The 18690-nt window shown below is 62.1% G+C and carries 13 protein-coding genes; 9 read left to right on the top strand and 4 right to left on the bottom strand.

Annotated features, from left to right (window positions below; translation table 11 throughout):
* Position 1: 1 nt before the first annotated feature.
* Positions 2 to 898: a methyltransferase domain-containing protein gene (locus RH950_RS10440; RefSeq protein WP_350056415.1), complete on the bottom strand. Its 897-nt coding sequence runs from the start codon at positions 896 to 898 to the stop codon at positions 2 to 4.
* Positions 899 to 1209: 311 nt separating this feature from the next.
* On the opposite strand from RH950_RS10440, the gene RH950_RS10435 reads away from it, so the two are divergent.
* Positions 1210 to 2019 carry a thioesterase family protein gene (locus RH950_RS10435; RefSeq protein WP_350056413.1) on the top strand — a complete coding sequence of 270 codons (810 nt, stop codon included), beginning with the start codon at positions 1210 to 1212 and terminating at the stop codon, positions 2017 to 2019.
* A gap of 2 nt (positions 2020 to 2021) precedes the next feature.
* Here RH950_RS10435 and RH950_RS10430 read toward each other — a convergent pair whose 3' ends face one another.
* Positions 2022 to 3626 (bottom strand): 5-guanidino-2-oxopentanoate decarboxylase, encoded by a 1605-nt coding sequence (locus RH950_RS10430; RefSeq protein ID WP_350056411.1) that lies wholly within the window; start codon positions 3624 to 3626, stop codon positions 2022 to 2024.
* Positions 3627 to 3775: 149 nt separating this feature from the next.
* Here RH950_RS10430 and RH950_RS10425 point away from each other — a divergent pair, with 149 nt between their 5' ends.
* The 8 genes from RH950_RS10425 (at position 3776) to RH950_RS10390 (ending at position 14573) form a co-directional block, all read left to right on the top strand.
* Positions 3776 to 4522 (top strand): aldolase, encoded by a 747-nt coding sequence (locus RH950_RS10425; protein WP_350056409.1) that lies wholly within the window; start codon positions 3776 to 3778, stop codon positions 4520 to 4522.
* A 150-nt stretch (positions 4523 to 4672) separates the two neighbouring features.
* A complete protein-coding gene (locus RH950_RS10420; RefSeq protein ID WP_350056407.1) occupies positions 4673 to 5590 on the top strand; it encodes an HAD-IA family hydrolase in 918 nt (305 codons plus the stop codon).
* Positions 5587 to 8034, top strand: a complete 2448-nt coding sequence (locus RH950_RS10415) for a glycosyltransferase family 2 protein (RefSeq protein ID WP_350056405.1) — start codon at positions 5587 to 5589, stop codon at positions 8032 to 8034. Before RH950_RS10420 ends, RH950_RS10415 begins: the two co-directional genes overlap by 4 nt.
* Positions 8031 to 8903, top strand: a complete 873-nt coding sequence (locus RH950_RS10410) for a class I SAM-dependent methyltransferase (RefSeq protein ID WP_350056403.1) — start codon at positions 8031 to 8033, stop codon at positions 8901 to 8903. The genes RH950_RS10415 and RH950_RS10410 overlap by 4 nt, the downstream gene beginning before the upstream one ends.
* Before the next feature lie 41 nt (positions 8904 to 8944).
* A complete protein-coding gene (locus tag RH950_RS10405) occupies positions 8945 to 9928 on the top strand; it encodes a calcium-binding protein (protein WP_350056401.1) in 984 nt (327 codons plus the stop codon).
* Positions 9929 to 10029: 101 nt separating this feature from the next.
* Positions 10030 to 11739, top strand: a complete 1710-nt coding sequence (locus RH950_RS10400) for a type I secretion system permease/ATPase (RefSeq protein ID WP_350056399.1) — start codon at positions 10030 to 10032, stop codon at positions 11737 to 11739.
* A gap of 62 nt (positions 11740 to 11801) precedes the next feature.
* Entirely contained in the window at positions 11802 to 13058 is a 1257-nt protein-coding gene (locus RH950_RS10395) for an HlyD family type I secretion periplasmic adaptor subunit (RefSeq protein ID WP_350056397.1), read from the top strand.
* 81 nt (positions 13059 to 13139) lie between these two features.
* Entirely contained in the window at positions 13140 to 14573 is a 1434-nt protein-coding gene (locus tag RH950_RS10390) for an ABC transporter substrate-binding protein (RefSeq protein WP_350056395.1), read from the top strand.
* A 10-nt stretch (positions 14574 to 14583) separates the two neighbouring features.
* Here the strand turns inward: RH950_RS10390 and RH950_RS10385 are convergent, their stop codons facing one another.
* Positions 14584 to 15753: a pyridoxal-phosphate-dependent aminotransferase family protein gene (locus RH950_RS10385; protein ID WP_350056394.1), complete on the bottom strand. Its 1170-nt coding sequence runs from the start codon at positions 15751 to 15753 to the stop codon at positions 14584 to 14586.
* A 20-nt stretch (positions 15754 to 15773) separates the two neighbouring features.
* Positions 15774 to 18680 carry an FAD-binding and (Fe-S)-binding domain-containing protein gene (locus RH950_RS10380; protein ID WP_350056392.1) on the bottom strand — a complete coding sequence of 969 codons (2907 nt, stop codon included), beginning with the start codon at positions 18678 to 18680 and terminating at the stop codon, positions 15774 to 15776.
* Positions 18681 to 18690: the final 10 nt, after the last annotated feature.

Raw genomic sequence — 18690 nt, 5'->3', positions numbered from 1 at the left:
TTCAGGCTTTCACCGGCTTCAGGGCGAAATAGCGATACAGACGAAGATCGCCGGCTTCAAGCAACGCCGCCAGCCGGGCCCAGCGTTCAACCTCTTTCATCAAAATCTCAAGCTGACCAGGCGTAGCCTTGATCCGGCCGTCCTGGTAGCGATCGATGAAGCTCTGGAAGGCCCGCGTCATGTAACCGTAATAGTCCTTGCTGATATCCTCGGAGACCCGGACATCAAGCTCCAAAGCGGCAATTTCCGTTTCATAGCGGTCCAGAGACCAGAGATGGATCGGAAACGGATCGTTCTTGATCCACTTGTTGACTGCGGCAGATGGCTCCTTGCCAGGCGGCAGCATGAAGTCCGTCAGCGACAATTGACCATACATGCGCAGTGCCCGCTTCAGAACGCGCAGAATCCGGGTCTTGTCTTCTGTCCGGAACAGGAATTCCCGTGTCAGGATACAGTCAAAGCTGTTTGCCTTGAGGGTGATCTCTGCCGGATCATAGTCCTGCAGCTTGATCTTGGATCTGGTGTCCGACATGTCGATATTGCGCTTGGAGATCTCCGACAGTTCCGGAACATTCTCAAGCAGGGTCGCATAGCATCCGAACTGGCTGGTGACTGCGATTGTGCCGCCGCCCATCCCGCTGGTCAGGTCGAGCAGGTTCATCTGGTTGTCGAGCGCGAACGGTTTGGCGAGGGTCAGGGCGTGCTGTGCGCCACCCGGCATATTGAATCCCTTGCCCCAGATAGTCTCGATCATCTCGATGGTCTTGGGATGCCACGGACCGAGGACTTCCTCTTCTTCGGGTTCCGGTTCCTCGAGTTCGAAATCGATATCGAGCTTCGTCTCGTCAACCGCGAGGGTGCGCAGAAAGGCGTACCAGACGCGTTTTACGCGCCTCACAAGCTTGTGCTGTCGCCATCCACCCGCCAAACCAGTCCCCCCACGAACACGCGCGAAAAAGTCTCAGACCTTGTTAAACCATGAAATTTCTAACAATTTATTGACCATCCTGCGGCATTGCGAATCTATCAACTTTTGATTTTCCTGCAAAACCCCAACAGTCATCGCGCGATGACGACTCTGGCGTATCGCCCGAATCTCCAACTTTTTCAAGTATTAGCAACATCATGCCACCCAAATTAAGGAATTGACGTGCCTGAAGTTGCATTGTCTATAGTTTCGCTCAAATTTTGCAGACTTGGATCATGATTATGAGTGTTGGATTCGCCGAGACTTTCCGGGGGGACGTCAAAGCTTGGGAGTGCGACGTCGTCGAGCATTTTACCGTTGCCTACTACTACGAGAAATTCGAAGCGTCAGCCTGGCGCTTCCTGCGTGACCACAAAGTCGACCCGACAAAGGTGCGCACGACCGATTGCTATACGCGCTACCTTGCCGAACTACGCAAGGGCGACCTGTTCCATATCGAAACGGGGCTGATCCAGACCGGGCTTCGGCCCGTCATCGCGCACAAGCTCTTTAATTCAGAAACGGGCAAGCTCTGCACCACGATGGAGCAGACACTGGATGGTGCCGCGCTGACCGGGTCCGAAGCCGGATGGGACGGCCCTGCAAAAGAAGAGCGGGCGCCAGCAGGCGGATCGGCGAAATGGGTTCGTGCCGGCATGGATGTGGTGCGGCCAAGTGATCTCGACTGGACCGGCAAGCTTGGACTCGGCGGACTGATCCACCAGTTCTCCGGCTCGGGTTTTCATGCGCTTGCGAACATTGGCATGACGCCGTCCTACCTGCGGGATAATCGCCGCGGTTTCTCGACCTTCGAATTCCAGATCGAGATGGATCACTGGCCGGATAGTGGCGATCTGGTGCATATCGACAGCACGGTGGCCCATGTCGGCTCATCCTCGATCCGGATGGTGCACCGGTTGATGGACACGACCAGAAACACCCGGCTTGCCGAGCTCAGCCAGTTCGGTGTGCATCTCGACCTCGACGCCCGCAAGCCGACGCGGTTGCCGGAGCCGATCCTCGAAAAGGCCAAAGAGCTGCTCGGCAGCTAGTCTCACGCATTTAGAAACGCGGCGTCCGACCTGAGTTCGATCAGGGTCGGGCCGGCCGCCGCGAAGGCTTCGGCGAGTGCATTGCCGAAGCCTTCCGCACTTTCGGGCAGGGCATAATCGCAATGATAGGCTGCCGCGAGCGCGGAGAAATCCGGCACAAGCAAATCCGTGCCAAGCGGTTGCACACCCGCATCAATCATGTGATCACGGATCTCGCCATAGCCGCCATTGTTCCAGACAAGCACGGGCAAGGGCATGCGCAGCTCCGCCGCGACGATCAGTTCTTCCGCCGTGAACAACAGACCGCCATCGCCGGCAATCGCCATGGCCGGCCGCTCCGGCGCCCCGAGTTTCGCGCCGATCGCCGTCGGCACCCCGGTGCCGAGCGTTCCGAAGCCGTTCGGGAAATGCCATCCATTAGGATGATCGATCCGGAAGTAGGAAGCGCCGGTATAGGCGACCTGCGTCGAATCGAGGGAGATAAAGCAATCTTCCGGCAGGTATTCAGCCAGCATATCGAGCATGCGGCAGCGGTTCATCGTATCGGGTGTTTCGTGCACCGCACGGTTCTCACTCCAGAGCCGTGCCGCGCGTTCTTCAGTACCGGCAGCAGGCGCGCCGCCAAGGCGCTCCGTCAGAGCGGCCATGGTCAGAGCGGCGTCGCCGAGGATCGCGAGATCGGGCCTGAAACCGCGTACAAGCTGCGCCGGGTCAATATCGACGCGGATCAATTTATCGCCGAGCCGGATGCTCGCAGCACTCGTCCAGAAACTGGTCTCCGCCAACTCTGAGCCGACAGCGAGCACGATATCGGCAGCCGCAAGCGCCCGCTGGGTCGGCTCAAGCTCAAGCGTCGCCCCGGCGCTAAGCGGGTGGAACTCCGGGATCACCCCCTTGGCCGCCGTCGTGGTCACGACCAGAGCACCAAGTCGTTCAGCCAGCGCCAGCGCTTCGGCCCCGGCCCATTTCGCCCCGCCGCCAAGCAGTAATACTGGCTGTTCCGCATTGGAGAGGAGGTCCGCCGTCTCGCTGACAGCGCTGGCGTCAGGCCCGGGCTTTGGCGTTCGTGGCCATGCGACGGCATCGACAATGGCAGTCTGGTCGAACAGCTCACGTGGCACCTCCAGCCCAACGGGCCGGGGACGCCCGCTGTCGAACCGGGCAAAGGTCTGCGCAAACACCTCCGGCAGGTTTTCCGGAGCCCGCAGTTGATGATTGAAGGCGGTGACGGTCCGCGCCGCATCATTCTGGTTCGGCATCTCGTGCAGGAAGCCCTGCCCCATGCCGAGCTCATTGCTCTTGTTCGCGGCGGCGACAACCAGCATCGGCACGGAATCCGAATAAGCCTGACCGATCCCGGTCGCGGCGTTCAGCAGACCCGGGCCGGTGATAACGGAACAGGCTGCGGGACGGCCGGTCGCCAGGCCATAGCCATAAGCCATCAGCGCCGCGCCCTGCTCATGCCGTGGCGTCACGTGACGCAAACCGCTCGAGACCAGTGCCCGGTAGAAAGCCACGGTATGCACGCCCGGGATCCCGAAGATCGTGTCGATCCCGTAGCTTTCCATCAGCCCGACAATTGTGTCAGCGCAGCTTTTCTCGGCCATTCCGCCCCCATCACTTTCTGAAATTGACGCCGGCCCGTGCCGGTACCGTGCACCGCTTGGCACTTCACGGGACCCTAACGCCCGGTCTATCTTCGGCAAAACAACAAATTCTTACGTGCAGATAAGCCTGCCTTGGAGAGGGAGCAACCATGACCACAGACATCCAGCAAGCCCGCATCGACCTCGCCTGTTCATTGCGCTGGTCCGCCCGCATGGGTCTTAATGAAGGCGTCGACAATCACTTCTCCCTGGCCCTGCCCGACGATGACGGGGTGATGCGCGGCAACCGCTTCCTGATCAATCCGTTCGGCTGGCACTGGTCGGAAGTCACCGCCTCCTCGATGGTGCTCTGCGACGGTGACGGCACCGTGCTGGAAGGATCGGAGACGGTCGAGGACACAGCCTTCTTCATTCACAGCCAGATGCACAAGAACGTGCCGAGCGCGGTCTGCATCATGCACACGCACATGCCCTATGCCACCGCCCTGACCCTGCTGGAAGGCGGGCGGCTCGAGATGTGCGAGCAGAACGCGCTGATGTTCGACGGCCGTATCGCCTATGACGATGAATATGAGGGCCTGGCGCTGGACGAGGACGAAGGCGCGCGGATGGCGAGTAAGATCGGTAATAACGCGATCCTGTTCCTCGCCTGCCACGGCATCATCACCACCGGCGCGACCGTGCAGGACACGTTCAACGATCTCTATTATCTGGAGCGAGCCGCCAAGGTGCAGGTCCTGGCGAAATCCACCGGCCAGAAAATGCGCACCATCTCGGAGCGGGTCCGCTCCCATACCCGCCAGCAGGCCTCGACGGAAAATGCCCGGGTCGCCGACCGGCACTTCAAGGCGCTGCGCCGGATGCTGGAAAAGGAAGAGCCGGACTTCCTGAACTGAAAACTGTCCGGCTCAATCTCTCATCACACACTGAATAACCTTTTATGGGGAATAACTTAGTCAGAAAATAAATCTTTAATTGCATATTCAATGGTGGCACCATTCCCTTCATCGTGAGCAGAGGCGCTCATCGATGCAGGACCAGGACCGATGGACAGGCACAGGGAAATCGATGACGTCACGGGGCGTCGGAGAGGTGCGTCAACCGGACAGGGGCAGGCACCCTATCTCGCAAGACTGACAGCAGCAGCCAGCCTGCGCTCCTATTATGACGACCCGTCCAACTGTTCCGCAGTCATCGATGCACTCTCTCGGATTGTCGTGTCCAAGAGCATCAAACTGCTTTCGATCGATGTGTTTGACACTGCGCTGCTCAGATCGACGAAATCGGAGCTGGGCCGCTTCTGCTCTGTTTCGGAACGATTTCACACATCGCTTTCCAACGCTGGAACGACAACGAGCTTCGCGCCGGAAGATGTCCTGCTTGCCCGTATTATTGCGTCGCGCGCTGCCTACGGAATGCGGCGCGACACCACCATCGGTGGCGACCCCTCGCTCGATGCCATTGCCGGAACTGTTTGCGCGCTGCTCAACCTGCCGGACACAGCTGCGCTCTATGCCAAGACCGAGCTTGAATGCGAGACCCGCGATGTCTCCCTCAATCCGCTGATCGCCGGGATCAGAGACCGCTTCCCCGGACTCCGCCTGGTGTTTCTCTCGGACATGTATCTCGGGAGCCGGCAGATTTCAAAGATCCTCACGGCAAAGAATATCTCCAGCCGTCGCCCGAAGGTGTATTCCTCGGCGGATGGCCACGGCAGCAAGGCCGGCGGCGGGATGTTCGAGCATGTGGCCCGGTCACTGCGTGTCCCGCCATGCCGCGCCTTGCATATCGGCGACAATCTGGAGAGCGATTACCGCGGCGCGAAGCGCTGTGGCTGGCAGTCACTCTATCTCCCGTTGCCGGACGAAGAAATCCGGGCCCGCCGTCAATGCTTTGCCAGAATCCGCGCCCGGATCGATCGGTTTGCCGGCGGGCTCCGCCCTGAATGCGGTTTTACGCCATGACCCGGCTCCAGAAACGGCCAAGAAACCTGAGAGACGTCGGAAGCGACCTGCTTGGTCCGCTCGTCAATCTCTACCTGCTCAGGCTGCATGCCCACCTCCTGCAATCGGACCCGTGCCGCGACCGCATCCTGTTTGTGCTGCGCGCCGGACATCGGATCAAATCACTTTATGAAACATGGCTGAAGCGACGCGGTCACACGCTGCCTGCGCATGCCGTGCCGCTCCGGTCCTCCCGTCTGATGGCCTGCAAAGCGGCGTACGGGTCGGCGCCGGACCTCGCCCTGACGGCCCTCGGCCAAGAGCTTGATGGAGAGAGTCTGGATACGATAATCCGCGCCTTGCTCCGCGCGGAATCTCCATGCAGCAACCTCGACGATCTTCCACCGGTCCCGCAACAGCCCCTTCACGAATTCCTATGCAGCGACAATCCGGCCGCGAAGCGCGTCAGACGTCACCTGCATCATCAGTCCCGCCTCTTCTCGGACTATCTCGATGCGCTGGCGGGAACGGCCGAACGCCTTGTGCTGGTCGACACCGGATGGCGCGGCACCCAGCAGCTCTTGCTCGAACAGGCCTTCCCGAACTGGGACTGGTCGGGTCTCTATTTCGGCTGCATCGACCGGGCCAATGTTCTCGGCAAGACTCCCCGGCGAATGACCGGACTGATGTTCGACAGCCCGGGCTTCGACCCGGAAAACCCGGTGTCGGGTCTGGTCCTCCACCGCCACCTGATCGAGAGCCTGCTGGAGCCGTCAATCCGCTCGGTCGAGCGCATTGATCACGCTGATATCGAGGCCGTGCAGCACGGAAGGCCAGAGCGCAGCAACCACCGTGAGCTGCCCGACGGCGCCTATGAAGGACTCATCGCGTATATCGCCGCCCATGCCTCTGACAACCCGCGCGAAATCATGGCGGCCTATGAACTGGCCGTGCCACGTCTCACCGCCATGATCACCGCGCCCGAACCGGCGGACATACAGCTGCTCGCCCTGAAGCCCCGTTCCATCGATCTTGGACGGATCGGTTCTGTCTCGGTCGTGATGCCGGCGAAAGACCGAACGCCGGACGACACCCCCAAACAGCGTCTCCATGAGGCGCTCTGGGGACCGGGACAGGCCGCCATCGAGTTTGATGATAGTCGGCGGCAACGGGCACAGACGTCACTGCAGGTACAGGCCACTTGCCCGCCAAAACCCGACGAGCCATCCGTCGCGATCATTACCCGAACCAGGGACCGGCCGCTGCTGCTGAAGCGGGCAGCGCGCAGTGTCGCTGGACAGTCCTATCGCAACATTCTCTGGATTGTCGTCAATGATGGTGGCGACCCCGAGCCGGTTCGCGAGGTTCTGGACGAGTCACTGGTCGACCCGACCCGGATCATTTTCATTTCGCACGAACAGAGTCTCGGCATGGAAGCGGCATCAAATGCCGGCATCCGCTCCTGCTCCTCCGATCTGATCGTCATACACGACGATGATGACAGCTGGGAGCCCGGCTTCCTCGAACAGTCCGTCGCTTTCCTAGACAGACACGGGCAACTGTATGACGGCGTTGTCTGCCACAGCACCTACATCGAGGAAGTCATCGCGGATGGCACCGTGGCAGAATGCGGCAGACATCCCTTCAACGACTGGCTCTGCAACGTTCAGATCGCTGAAATGGCGGTGGCCAACCTGTTCCCGCCGATCGCGTTCCTGTTTCGCCGCGGAGTGTGGGCACGGCTTGACGGGTTCGACGAGACACTACCCGTCCTCGGCGACTGGGATTTCAATCTGCGTTTCCTGATGGAGGCGGATATCGGCGTCCTGCCGCTCGCACTGGCGAACTATCACCACCGCACCGGCACGGGTCACAACGACACTTATGCAAATTCCAACAGCGGAAACGACAATCCGCACGTTGCCTTCAGTGCCATATTGCGGAACCGCTATCTGCGGCGCGCGGCAAGCGAGCCCCGATTTGCAGTGCTCGCCGGCCTGATCGGACATGGCTACGGGCTGGGTGATTTGCGATCGCGCCTTCTGAGCGCGGCAGTACCGGTCAACCCCACCGAAAGCCACACCGCCTCTGCGCTCGAAACGGAAATCGAGAGCCTGAAGGCACGCTGCATGGCACAGGAACAGGAACTCGACCGGCGCTGGGTGCTTTTGCAGATGACCGTGTCCGAGATCATAAGCACGCGAGGCCTGTCGGTCGAGACCGGCGCATTGATCCGACAGCTGTCCAGCCTGGCAGACCAATACACGCAAAAGACCGTAATCCAGCCACCACCCGATTTCGACGAAGCCGCCTACAGGACAGAAAATCCGGACATCGCCCGGGCGGTCGCGGACGGGAAGTTCAAAAACGCCTTCGATCATTTCGCGAAGCTCGGTCGCCGCCAGGGACGCCGTCGGCCGTATCACGGCACACCGGCCGGCAGGGAACGGGAGGCATTGCGATGAGTGCCCCGCTCCCCACGACCAGTGCCTATATCCGCACATTGCAATCGGAGACGGAGTCCGCCACGGCGAAAACCCAGCGCATCCGCCACACGATAGAGCAATGCTGGTCGCTGGAGCCCGACAGGATACCACCGCGGCATTTGATGAATGTCGTCGGCAGCCCGGATGCAGCGCATTTCCGCGCGACGATGTGCGATCTGTTTGGCGAACTGGCCCTGCGCGGCGCTGTCGAGCCGACCGACACGGTGCTGGATCTCGGCTGCGGGTGCGGCCGGCTGGCCATACCGTTCGCCGCCCATCTCGGCAGCGGCACATATATCGGTGTCGACGTCTGGACCGAGGGTCTCGACTGGTGCCGGGACAATATCGCCTCGGACACCGGCAGCTTGCAATTCATCCACAGGGAAGCCGTCAACAATTACTATTTCGAGCCCCGCGCACCCAACGCGGACAATCACTATCACCTGTCGGAGCTGGACCGCGAACAGGTCGACTTTGCCTTCGCCATATCCCTCTTCACGCACCTTCAGCAACGCGATTGCTTCGCCTATCTGTCGGAGCTGTCCCGCGTCCTGAAGGGCAGTGGTTGCGCCTACATCACCTGTTTCATCATCGACGAGTTCTTCTTCGATTTCGTCCGCCGCACCGGTCTGCACCGTGCGGTATCCCAGGAACAGCCGGGCTGCTACTACGCTTACGAAGGGCAGGATTTTTTCGCCGGATATACCCGCGCCACATGGACCGGGATGCTGGAGAACAGCGGCCTGAAGATTGTCGGATACGACCCCGGAACCTGGGCGGAAAAACCCGGCGGGCTGCACTATCAGGACACGTTCATGGTCGTCCCGCAGGGCTATCGGAAGAAGTGATCCCGGCGCGGTGACGCAGGATCGAATGGAAGGAGCAACAAGTGGCATCTCTGGTCGGTGACATGTTCGATCCGATAGGAAACCGGTCCATTGACGCGGAGCAAAGCACGCTCATTCGCGATTTCCTCAACACGATCGGCCTGTCGGATGGGTCCATCGAAACGGTCACGGTTCCGTCATCTGGCGGCTCTTCCGGCCTTGAGAACCAGACACCGTTCTTAGTGCCGGACGAAACGACGGTTGCAACCGCACTGGCCCCAGATGGGGAACAGATTTCGATCTCGCTCAATCCGGATTCCGAGACCGGAAAGGTTCTGGTCATCCAGGGGTACGGCGATGCCCTGATCACCGGCGGCGGTGGTAGCGACAGGGTTCAGGCCGGCAGTGGCGATGACACCGTGAACGGCGGGCGGGGCGACGACCTCGTCCGCGGCGGGCTCGGATCCGATAGCCTGCTCGGGGGACTCGGCGACGACATTATCTACGGAAATACCGGGGGTGACACGCTCGGCGCCGAGGAAGGCGCAAACAGCCTCTTCGGCGGGCAGGGAGAAGACTGTATTTCCGGCGGCATCGACAGCGACCTGATCATGGGCAATCGCGATCCGGACATGATCGACGGCGATTCCGGATCGGATATCATCTATGGGAACCAGCAGGACGACACGGTTGTCGGCGGCGGCGGGCAGGATACGCTCTTCGGCGGCCAGGACAATGATGTCCTGGATGGCGGCACGGGAGACGACGCGCTGCATGGCAATCTCGGCGGTGATCAGTTCGTGTTCCGGACCGACAGCGGCGTCGACGTCATTTATGACTTCGTCGCCGGCACGGACAGCATTCTGGTCGCGACCGGCATCAATGGCCTGCCGGTCTCCGAACCCGCAGATCTGGCCGGACGAATTTCCAGCGATGCTATCGGAAATGCAGTGATCGATTTCGGGAACGGCAATGTCGTGACGATCGATGGCCTCAGTGCTGACGATCTTCTCGGGAATATCAGTTCCTACATCACGGTGGGTTAACGCGACGGCGTCGCATGCATCAGCGTCAGTTTACTGTGCGATTCGCATACGATCGCAGGCAGTGTTATAAACTTTTTGGTTGAATTTTTGGATTAATAGAGATGACGGAGCATCTCCCAACGCGCCCTTCGCACATCCCGACACTTCAGTCGATCGTGGCGAAATGCATCCCGGGGCTTTTGCTCTGCATTCTGTTGAGCTTCGTCATTTCGCTCACCATGTTCGTCCCGCCTCTTTACATGATGAAGCTGTTCTCCGGCGTGACTGCAACCGGCAGCGTCGCGACGGTTGTCGGCCTGTCGGTTCTCGCTGGCGGCGCCGTTCTTCTCTATGTCGTGCTCGACTATCTCCGGAGCAGGACTTATCACCTGCTTTCCGGCTGGCTCGCGGAGCGGCTCGGCGATGTAGCAATCGAGCCGATCGCAGCACAATCCCTTCGCGGCGGCCGGCCGGCGGAGCTGCTGAAAGATATCGGAATGCTCCGCGACTTTGTCGCCGGAGGCGGCCTCACCGCCGGGCTCGACCTGCTATGGGTGCCGATGTTTGTCGCCGCCCTCTTCCTGCTGCATCCGTTTTTCGGTTGGCTCGGCATCGGTGCCGGAGTGACGCTGCTGATCCTTGCGGTGGCGAATGATCTCCTGACCCGTGCACCGGTCCGGGAAAGCAGCGAACGTGCGGAAGGAGCCTATCGCGAAATCGCTGACGCCTTGCGCTTCGCAGAGGTCATTGATGCCATGGGAATGCTCGACGGCATCTTCCGGCGATGGCGCGCCCGGAACAGGCAGATGATCGCAGCCAATCTGCGTGGAGCTCAGCGTCAGGCTGCCGTACTGAGTATCGCCAAGGGGATCCGCCTCACGGTCCAGCTGGCCGTGTTCGGGGGCGGCATGCTGCTGGTGCTCGAACAGGCGGCGGATTTCGGAACGCTGCTGGCAAGTTCCATCATCCTGGTCCGGGCGCTGGCACCGCTGGAACAAATGCTCGACCGCTGGCGGCACTGGATTGCGGCAGCGGGCGCGACCCGACGCATTGCCGCCGCCCTGGCGAAACCGCCCCGGTTGCTGCGCTCTTCCATGCCCATGCCACGTCCCCGCTCCAGCCTTGCCCTCAATCACGTCTATTTCGTTCCGGCCGGGAGCAATCAGCCCACTGTCCGGGGTGTTTCGCTGGAGGTCGGCTGCGGGGAGTTCATCTGCATCGCCGGCGCCGCGGCGGCAGGGAAGACCACGCTTCTTCAGTTGATGGCCGGCATGTGGACGCCGACCGCCGGCTCGATCACTCTGGACGGACATGACACGCATAGCTGGAATCGGGAAGATTTCGGCCATCATGTCGGCTATCTTCCACAATCGGTCCAGCTCCTTGGCGACACGGTCCGCACGGTCATAGCCCGCCTGGCAGAGAACGACCCCGCGGCAACGGTCAAGGCGGCAGAGCTGGCCGGGATCCACACTGTCATTGGACGGCTCCCAAATGGTTACGACAGTCCGGTAGACGGTCCCGGGGCACGGCTGACCGGCGGTCAACGGCAGCAGATCGGTATTGCCCGGGCCCTCTATGGCGACCCTGCACTGATCCTCCTGGACGAACCGGATGGCAGTCTGGACAGCAGCGCGCTGAAGACGCTGATCGCCACCCTCAAGTGGCTGAGAGACCGGGGCCGGATAATTGTCGTCACAAGTCATCGCCCGGAAATGCTGCGCAGCGCGAATCGGGTGGTCCTGCTCGATCACGGTGCAGTGGCCAGGATCGCCACCCCGGTACCCTGCGCGCGCCCGGACCCGATTCTGTCCGCGACAGCAGCATCATGAGTGCAGTCACCAAAAATCACCAAGGAGCCCCTGAAGCGGCTCCCCGCATCGGTCAAATCTGCTTGTCCGCGGTTTCCGCCATCGCGCTATTCATCATCGGCACCGTCATCTGGAGCTGGCTGGTGCCGATCAATGCCGCTGTTCTGGCCGAGGGCCGCGTGCTGGTCCAGTCCTACAAGAAAACGGTGCAAAGCCGGGACGGCGGCCGGATCCTGGAGCTTCTCGTCGGTAACGGGCAGACAGTCACAACGGGACAGCCCCTGCTGCGCTTCGATCCGGCCGAAGCATGGATCGAGCATGATCTGATCCGAAAACACCTGCTTCAGGCCCTCGGTCGTGAGGCGCGGCTGTCGGCGGCCTTGCGCGACATGGACCAACCGGACTGGCCGGAGAACCTGACCCGTGACGGGAGCGATCTGGATGCACAGCGGGTCGTGCAGATCGAAAAGACCTTGTTCACGGCCGCGCGGCGGGAACAGGTCGGCAAGGAGCAGGTCCTCGCCCGCCGGATTGCTGAGCTGGAGGAAGAAGGCCGCTCCCTTGAAGCGCAGCTTCAATCCACCGCCCGGCAGCTGCCGATGATCGAAGAGGAAACGGCGGATGTTTCCCTCCTGCTGAGCAAGGGCCTCGAACGCAAACCCCGGCTGCTCGCCCTGAAGCGGGCACGGGAGGCGCTTCTTGGCGAGCAGAACGCCTTGCAAAGCAAGATCGCCCAGGCCGCAGAAAATCTTGCGGCCGCCAGGTTCAACCTCGCGGCGTTCCGCAGCCAGAACAAGACAGAACTCGCCGAAGCTCTGACCCAGACCTCCAACGAGATCGCCACATTGCGCCATCAGTTGAAAAGCGCCCGCGCCCGGCTCCGCAACACGGAGATCCGGGCGCCGGCCTCCGGCGAGATCGTCGATCTCGGCTTCCATACGCTCGGCGGCGTGGTCCGGCCGGGCGAGGCCGTTCTGAGCATCGTCCCGCGGCAGGAAGAGCTGGTCGTGGATGCCCGCATCAAGGCAACGGATATCGATGCTGTCTATCGCGGACAGGTCGCCGAGATCCGTATCCGTGCCTATAACTGGAAAGACCGGCCACCACTGCATTCGCGGGTGGTGCGGGTGTCCGCCGACCTGCTGGAAGACAATAAGACGGGCCTCCTCTTCTATGAGGTGCGGCTGCGGTTCGATGCCGGCAGCGCGCCGGAGGCGATCTCGGCCCTGAAAGTCGGGATGGCGGCGGACATCGCCCTTCTGACCGAAGAACGCACCGCCGCCGACTACATCCTCGGGCCTGTCTCGCGATATCTTTTCCGGGGTTTCCGTGAGCATTGAGGCAGGTATTTTGCCTTCTGTGCCGCTGACGCTTCTAATCCGGCCCCCGGGCGCGATATGCTCCATGCCGGGGAGAACAAAATGACGTCGACCGTAACGATCCTGCAATCTCGTATCGAACTCGTGGATCCGCAGGACTGTACTGATAATTCGGACACCCTGGCGTTGCTGGAAGCTCTGTTCGACGCACTTGTCCGGCGAGGCCCGGACGGACGCTTCATACCCGCTCTGGCGGAGAGCTGGACATTGGCTGAGGATGCCTGCCGCTGGACGTTCCGGCTCCGGCCGGGGCTGCGCTTTCACGACGGCAGCCCCCTCGATGCGGACGCGATGAAATATTCCATCGAGCGCATGCAGCGGCCCGACATCGGCGCCACCCTCGGCGCACCGGCTGTCTGGGGCCAGTATCTCGGCGGTGCCCGCATCGCAGCCCCCGATCCACTTACCGTGACAATCGAGACGGTCGAGCCGACGGCGGATCTGCTTGATATTCTGGTTTCAGGCTATGCCCTGCCGCCCCATCTGGCGGACAGCCCCGGCTTTCTGCAACATCCTGTCGGCAGCGGGGCTTTCCGGTTCGAGGGCGCCGAACCCGAACGGGAGATCCGCATGGCGGCCAACCCCGATTGGTGGGGCGGCGCCCGGCCACAGGATCATTTGATCTGGCATTGTGTGCCGCTGTCAGAGGCCCGGGCGGAAGCAGTCACAACCGGACGGGCGCAGGTGGCCACCCGCCTGTCGCCGGCAGACACGCCGCAGCTTGGCCAGGCCATAACGCACCATGATTATTTCGACCCGACTGCAATCATCTACCTGCTGAATGCCGCATCCGGACCGTTCAGCGATCCTCGTGTCCGGCGCGCGATCACACTCGCGGTCGACAGGCCGGCCCTGATCGCCGACGTGCTCGGCGGCGCGGGAACACCGCTTGGCGGTTTTGTTAGCAATGTCCATGTCGGCGCCGCGCCGCAGCCGCAGGACCTAGAGCCGGATCCCGCAACCGCGCGTACCCTTCTTGCAGAGGCCGGTTATGGCGACGGCCTTGTGCTGGGCGTCGATTGCCCGACCCGATTGCCGGACGAAGCGCAGGCCCTGACCAACGCCCTCGCCCGTCAGTTGGCCCCGATAGGGGTTTCACTGATTGTGCACACGACTGAAGACCGAGTCGCTTATGCAGAGCAGATCCGGGACAAGAAAATCCACGACATGTGCGTCTTCGATTCCAGCCCGATGAGCACCTTCCGCGTGCTGTACGAAAAGATCGACAGCCGGGTGCGCGGGTCCTGGTGGGAAGGCTACCGGAACGACGCGGTGGAGTCTCTGCTCGACCACTCCCGCCGCACCGTCGATCCGGCTGCCCGCGAAGATATCCACCGGCAGAGCTACATGGCTCTCCGGCAGGACCCGCCCTGGCTGCCGCTCTACCACCACCGGTTCACAGCAGCGATCGCCGGCGATCATCCGAAATGGCGGATGCGCGCCGACGGTGTTCTCGATGTAACGACCCTGCCCTGAGTGCAAACAGTCAGGCGTTGCCGGTCAGGTATTCCATCGCTGCCTGAGCGCCGCCCTTGTTGTGCGGGACGCCCGCAACGGCAAAGCCCATCTCGACGCCGGACAAAGTGCCCATCAGCATCAGGTCGTTGAAATAGCCCAGGTGACCGATGCGGAAGACCGTGTCCTTGACCTTGCCGAGGCCCGAGCCGAGCGACATGTCGAACTTGTCCAGCACGGTGTCCCGATAGCTGTCCGCGCTATGCCCTTCCGGCATGACGACGGCAGTCAGGACCGGGCTGTATTCGTCGGCGTTTTGGCACAACACCTCAAGGCCCCAGGTCCGGACGGCACGGCGGGTCGCCTCGGCGAAGCGCTCATGCCGGGAGAAGACGTTCTCCAGCCCCTCGTCCATCAGCATGTCGCAGGCTTCGTTCAGGCCGTAGAGCAGGTTGGTTGCCGGGGTATAGGGGAACCAGCCATCCGCATTCATGCCGATCTGGCTCTTCCAGTCCCAGTAGGACCGGTTGATGCGCGCATTTTCGTTCGCCTTCATCGCCTTCGGGCCGACCGCGTTGAAGCCGAGGCCCGGCGGCAGCATCAGGCCCTTTTGCGAGCCGCTGACGGTGACATCCACGCCCCATTCGTCATGCTTGTATTCGGCCGAGGCGAGCCCGGAAATGCTGTCCACCATGAACAATGCCGGATGGTTCGCCGCATCGATGGCCTTGCGCACATTCTGGATCTTCGACGTCACGCCGGTCGAGGTCTCGTTATGAACGACACAGACCGCCTTGATCTCGTGCCCCTTGTCTTCCAGCAGCCGCGCCTCGATGGCCGCCGCGTCGACACCATGGCGCCAGTCGCCGGCAATCACTTCCGGCTTCAGGCCAAGACGCGTGGCGAGTTCTGCCCAGAGCGAGGAGAACTGACCGGTCTCGAACATCAGCACCTTGTCGCCGACATTCATTGTGTTGACCAACGCCGCTTCCCAGGCACCGGTGCCTGAGGACGGCAGGATCACGACCGGGCATTCCGTTTGGAAGATCGGCTTCACCTTCGCCAGAACCTCATGCGCGAGCGCTTGGAATTCCGGGCCGCGATGATCGATCGTCGGCTGCCCGATGGCGCGCAGGATCCGGCCGGGTACATGGCTCGGGCCGGGGATCTGCAGGAAATGCGGTCCGGACTTGTAGGTCATGGTCTTCTCCTCGGTGCGGATCACGCCAGTGCGCGGTCCAGGATGGTGGCGACATGCACCGCCTCGCGGGCGGCGCCGTCCTTGATCTGATGGCGGCAGGAGGTGCCGTCGGCGACGAGCACGGTATCTTTTCCGGCGGCGCGCACGGCGGGCAGCAGATCGCGCTCCGCCATGGCCATGGAGACCTCCTGGTTCTTTGCTTCATAGCCGAACGCCCCGGCCATGCCGCAGCAGCTCGACTGGATCACTTCGACGTCCATGTCCGGCACCAGCCGCAGCGCGGTCTCGACGGCGCCCATGGCATCGAAGGCCTTCTGGTGGCAATGGCCATGCACCAGCGCCTTCGCGGCAACCGGTTTGAAGGCGGCGGTGATCTTTCCGGCCTTCTGCTCCCGGGCGATGAACTCCTCGAACAGCAGGGCATGCTCCGCGATCAGGTCGCTATCCGCACCCGGCAGCATCGCCTTGAATTCATCCCGCAGCGTGAACAGGCAGGACGGCTCCAGCCCGACGACGGGAATGCCGCGCCGCGCATAGGGCAGATAGGCCGCGATCATGCGCCGTGCCTCTTCCTTCGCCTTGTCGACGAGGCCGGAGGCCAGGAACGTCCGGCCGCAACAGAGATGGCGCCCGCCCGCACCGCGCGGATCGACGACATGGACGCGGTAGCCGAGCGCCTTCAGGACCCGGAGTGCGGCCCGCAGGTTTTCCGGCTCGAAATAGGTACTGAAAGTGTCGTTCAGCAGCACCACGTCGCGCCCGTCATTTTCGTCCGGGTCGACATCGTCAGCCTCGCTGCCGGAAAACGGCACATCGCTCCAGACCGGCAGGCTGCGCTTGGCGCTGAAACCGAGCAGTGCCTCGGACAGGCCTTTCAGGCCCGGCACGACATCCCGCGCATTCGCCAGATAGCCGAAGCGGGACGCTGCCTCGGCATAGCGCGGCAGGTAGGAAACCAGACGGTCCTTCAGCTTTAAACCATGTTTTTTTGTATAGTGATGCAGGAACTCGACCTTCATCCGCGCCATGTCGACACCGGTCGGGCATTCCCGCTTGCAGCCCTTGCAGGAAACGCAGAGATCCATGGTCTCTTTCATCTCCGGCGCGACCAGCGCCTCAGGGCCGAGCTGGCCGGACAATGCGAGCCGCAGCGTGTTGGCCCGGCCCCGGGTCAGGTCTTTTTCATTCTGCGTCGCCCGGAAGCTCGGGCACATCACACCGGCATCGCGTTTCCGGCAGGCGCCGTTGTTGTTGCACATCTCCACCGCACCGGAGAAACCGCCCCAGTCGGACCAGTCCAGCGCCGTGTCGATCGGGACCGGCGCATAACCCGGCTTGAAACGGAACAGCGAACGGTCGTCCATCTTCGGCGGGTCGACGATGCGGCCCGGATTCATCATCCGCTCCGGATCGAAGGCGCGCTTCACATCGCCGAAGGCATTTACCAGGCGCGTGCCGAACATCTTCTCGTGGAATTCGGAGCGGACAATGCCGTCGCCATGCTCCCCGGAATGGGAACCCTTGTATTCCCGCACCATGTCGAAGGCTTCCTCGGCGATGGCGCGCATGCGCTTCACATCGGCTTCTTCCCGCATGTTCAGCACCGGGCGGACATGCAGGCAGCCGACGGAGGCATGGGCATACCAGGTACCGTGGGTGCCGTGTTTTTCGAACACCTGGGTCAGCCGGTCGGTAAACTCGGCCAGATCTTCCAGCGGAACGGCGCAATCCTCGATGAAGGAAACCGGCTTTCCCGCCTGCTTCATCGACATCATGATGTTGAGGCCCTGGCGCCGGACCTCGCCGATGGTTGCCTGCAGGGCCGGCGCGGTCGCATCGACCACCGCGTCCGGATAACCGAGATCGGCCATCAGCACGTCGAGCTGGCGCAACTGGGCGACACAGGCCGCATGATCCTCTCCGGCAAACTCGACCACCAGCACCGAGTCCGGCTCCCCCTTCACGAACTCCGCGATCATCGGCTTGAAGATCGGGATTTCCCGGGCCAGCTCGATCATGTTCCGGTCGATCAGCTCCACCGCGTGCGGCTTCAGCGTCACGATATGCTGGGTCGCATCCATCGCCTTGTAGAAAGTCGGGAAATGGCAGACGCCCATGACCTTGTGGGTCGGAATGCGGTGCAGCTTCAGCTCGACCTGGCGGAAGGCCGCGAGCGTCCCTTCCGAGCCGACCAGCAGGCTCGCCATATTGTGCCCGGCGGGATTGATCGTGTTGATATTGTAGCCGCCGACCCGGCGCATGAGGTTCGGGAACTTCGCGGCGATCTCGCCGCCTTCCCGGTCGGCAATGGCGCGCATTTCCTGCACCAGATCCCGGTAGCGCGGCTCCGTCTCGATGCCGCCGAGATTGCCCGGCACCGGTCCGAAATGAAGCTGTTCTCCCGTCGGCAGCACGGCGTCGATGGAGAGCACATTGTCCACCATGATGCCGTAATGGATCGACCGGCCGCCGCAGGAATTGTTCGCGGTCATGCCGCCAATGGTGGCCCGGCTGGCGGTCGAGACATCGACCGGGAAAAACAGGCCGTAGGGCTTCAGGGCCGCGTTCAGATGGTCAAGCGCGATACCCGGCTCAACCACCGCACGCATGTTCTCCGGATCGATCTCGATGATCCTGTTCAGGTGCTTCGAGCAGTCCAGCACGAGGGACTCGTTCACGGTCTGCCCGCACTGGCTGGTGCCGCCGCCGCGCGGCAGCAGGGAGACGCCGTTCTCCCGCGCGATCTCCATCGCCGCGATCAGGTCAGCCTGGTTCTTCGGAATGACGACGCCGACCGGCTCGACCTGATAGATCGAAGCGTCAGTCGCATACCGGCCGCGGGAAAAGCGGTCGAAAAGCACCTCTCCCTCCAGCGCGCGCTCAAGACGCGCAGCCAGATCCCCAGCATTTGGCGACACGGCGGCCATCACTTACTCC

Origin of the sequence: Nisaea sp. (assembly GCF_040217065.1) — a bacterium.
In the GTDB taxonomy this organism is placed as follows: domain Bacteria; phylum Pseudomonadota; class Alphaproteobacteria; order Thalassobaculales; family Thalassobaculaceae; genus Nisaea.
The sequence above is the reverse complement of the archived record's forward strand: the minus strand, read 5'-3'. Positions and strand labels throughout refer to the sequence as shown.

Excerpts from the sequence above, each read along its gene's own strand:
- RH950_RS10435 (WP_350056413.1), top strand. The coding sequence starts at position 1,210 with ATGAGTGTTGGATTCGCCGAGACTTTCCGGGGGGACGTCAAAGCTTGG.
- RH950_RS10430 (WP_350056411.1), bottom strand. The coding sequence starts at position 3,626 with ATGGCCGAGAAAAGCTGCGCTGACACAATTGTCGGGCTGATGGAAAGC.
- RH950_RS10425 (WP_350056409.1), top strand. The coding sequence starts at position 3,776 with ATGACCACAGACATCCAGCAAGCCCGCATCGACCTCGCCTGTTCATTG.
- RH950_RS10420 (WP_350056407.1), top strand. The coding sequence starts at position 4,673 with ATGGACAGGCACAGGGAAATCGATGACGTCACGGGGCGTCGGAGAGGT.
- RH950_RS10415 (WP_350056405.1), top strand. The coding sequence starts at position 5,587 with ATGACCCGGCTCCAGAAACGGCCAAGAAACCTGAGAGACGTCGGAAGC.
- RH950_RS10410 (WP_350056403.1), top strand. The coding sequence starts at position 8,031 with ATGAGTGCCCCGCTCCCCACGACCAGTGCCTATATCCGCACATTGCAA.
- RH950_RS10400 (WP_350056399.1), top strand. The coding sequence starts at position 10,030 with ATGACGGAGCATCTCCCAACGCGCCCTTCGCACATCCCGACACTTCAG.
- RH950_RS10390 (WP_350056395.1), top strand. The coding sequence starts at position 13,140 with ATGACGTCGACCGTAACGATCCTGCAATCTCGTATCGAACTCGTGGAT.
- RH950_RS10385 (WP_350056394.1), bottom strand. The coding sequence starts at position 15,753 with ATGACCTACAAGTCCGGACCGCATTTCCTGCAGATCCCCGGCCCGAGC.
- RH950_RS10380 (WP_350056392.1), bottom strand. The coding sequence starts at position 18,680 with ATGGCCGCCGTGTCGCCAAATGCTGGGGATCTGGCTGCGCGTCTTGAG.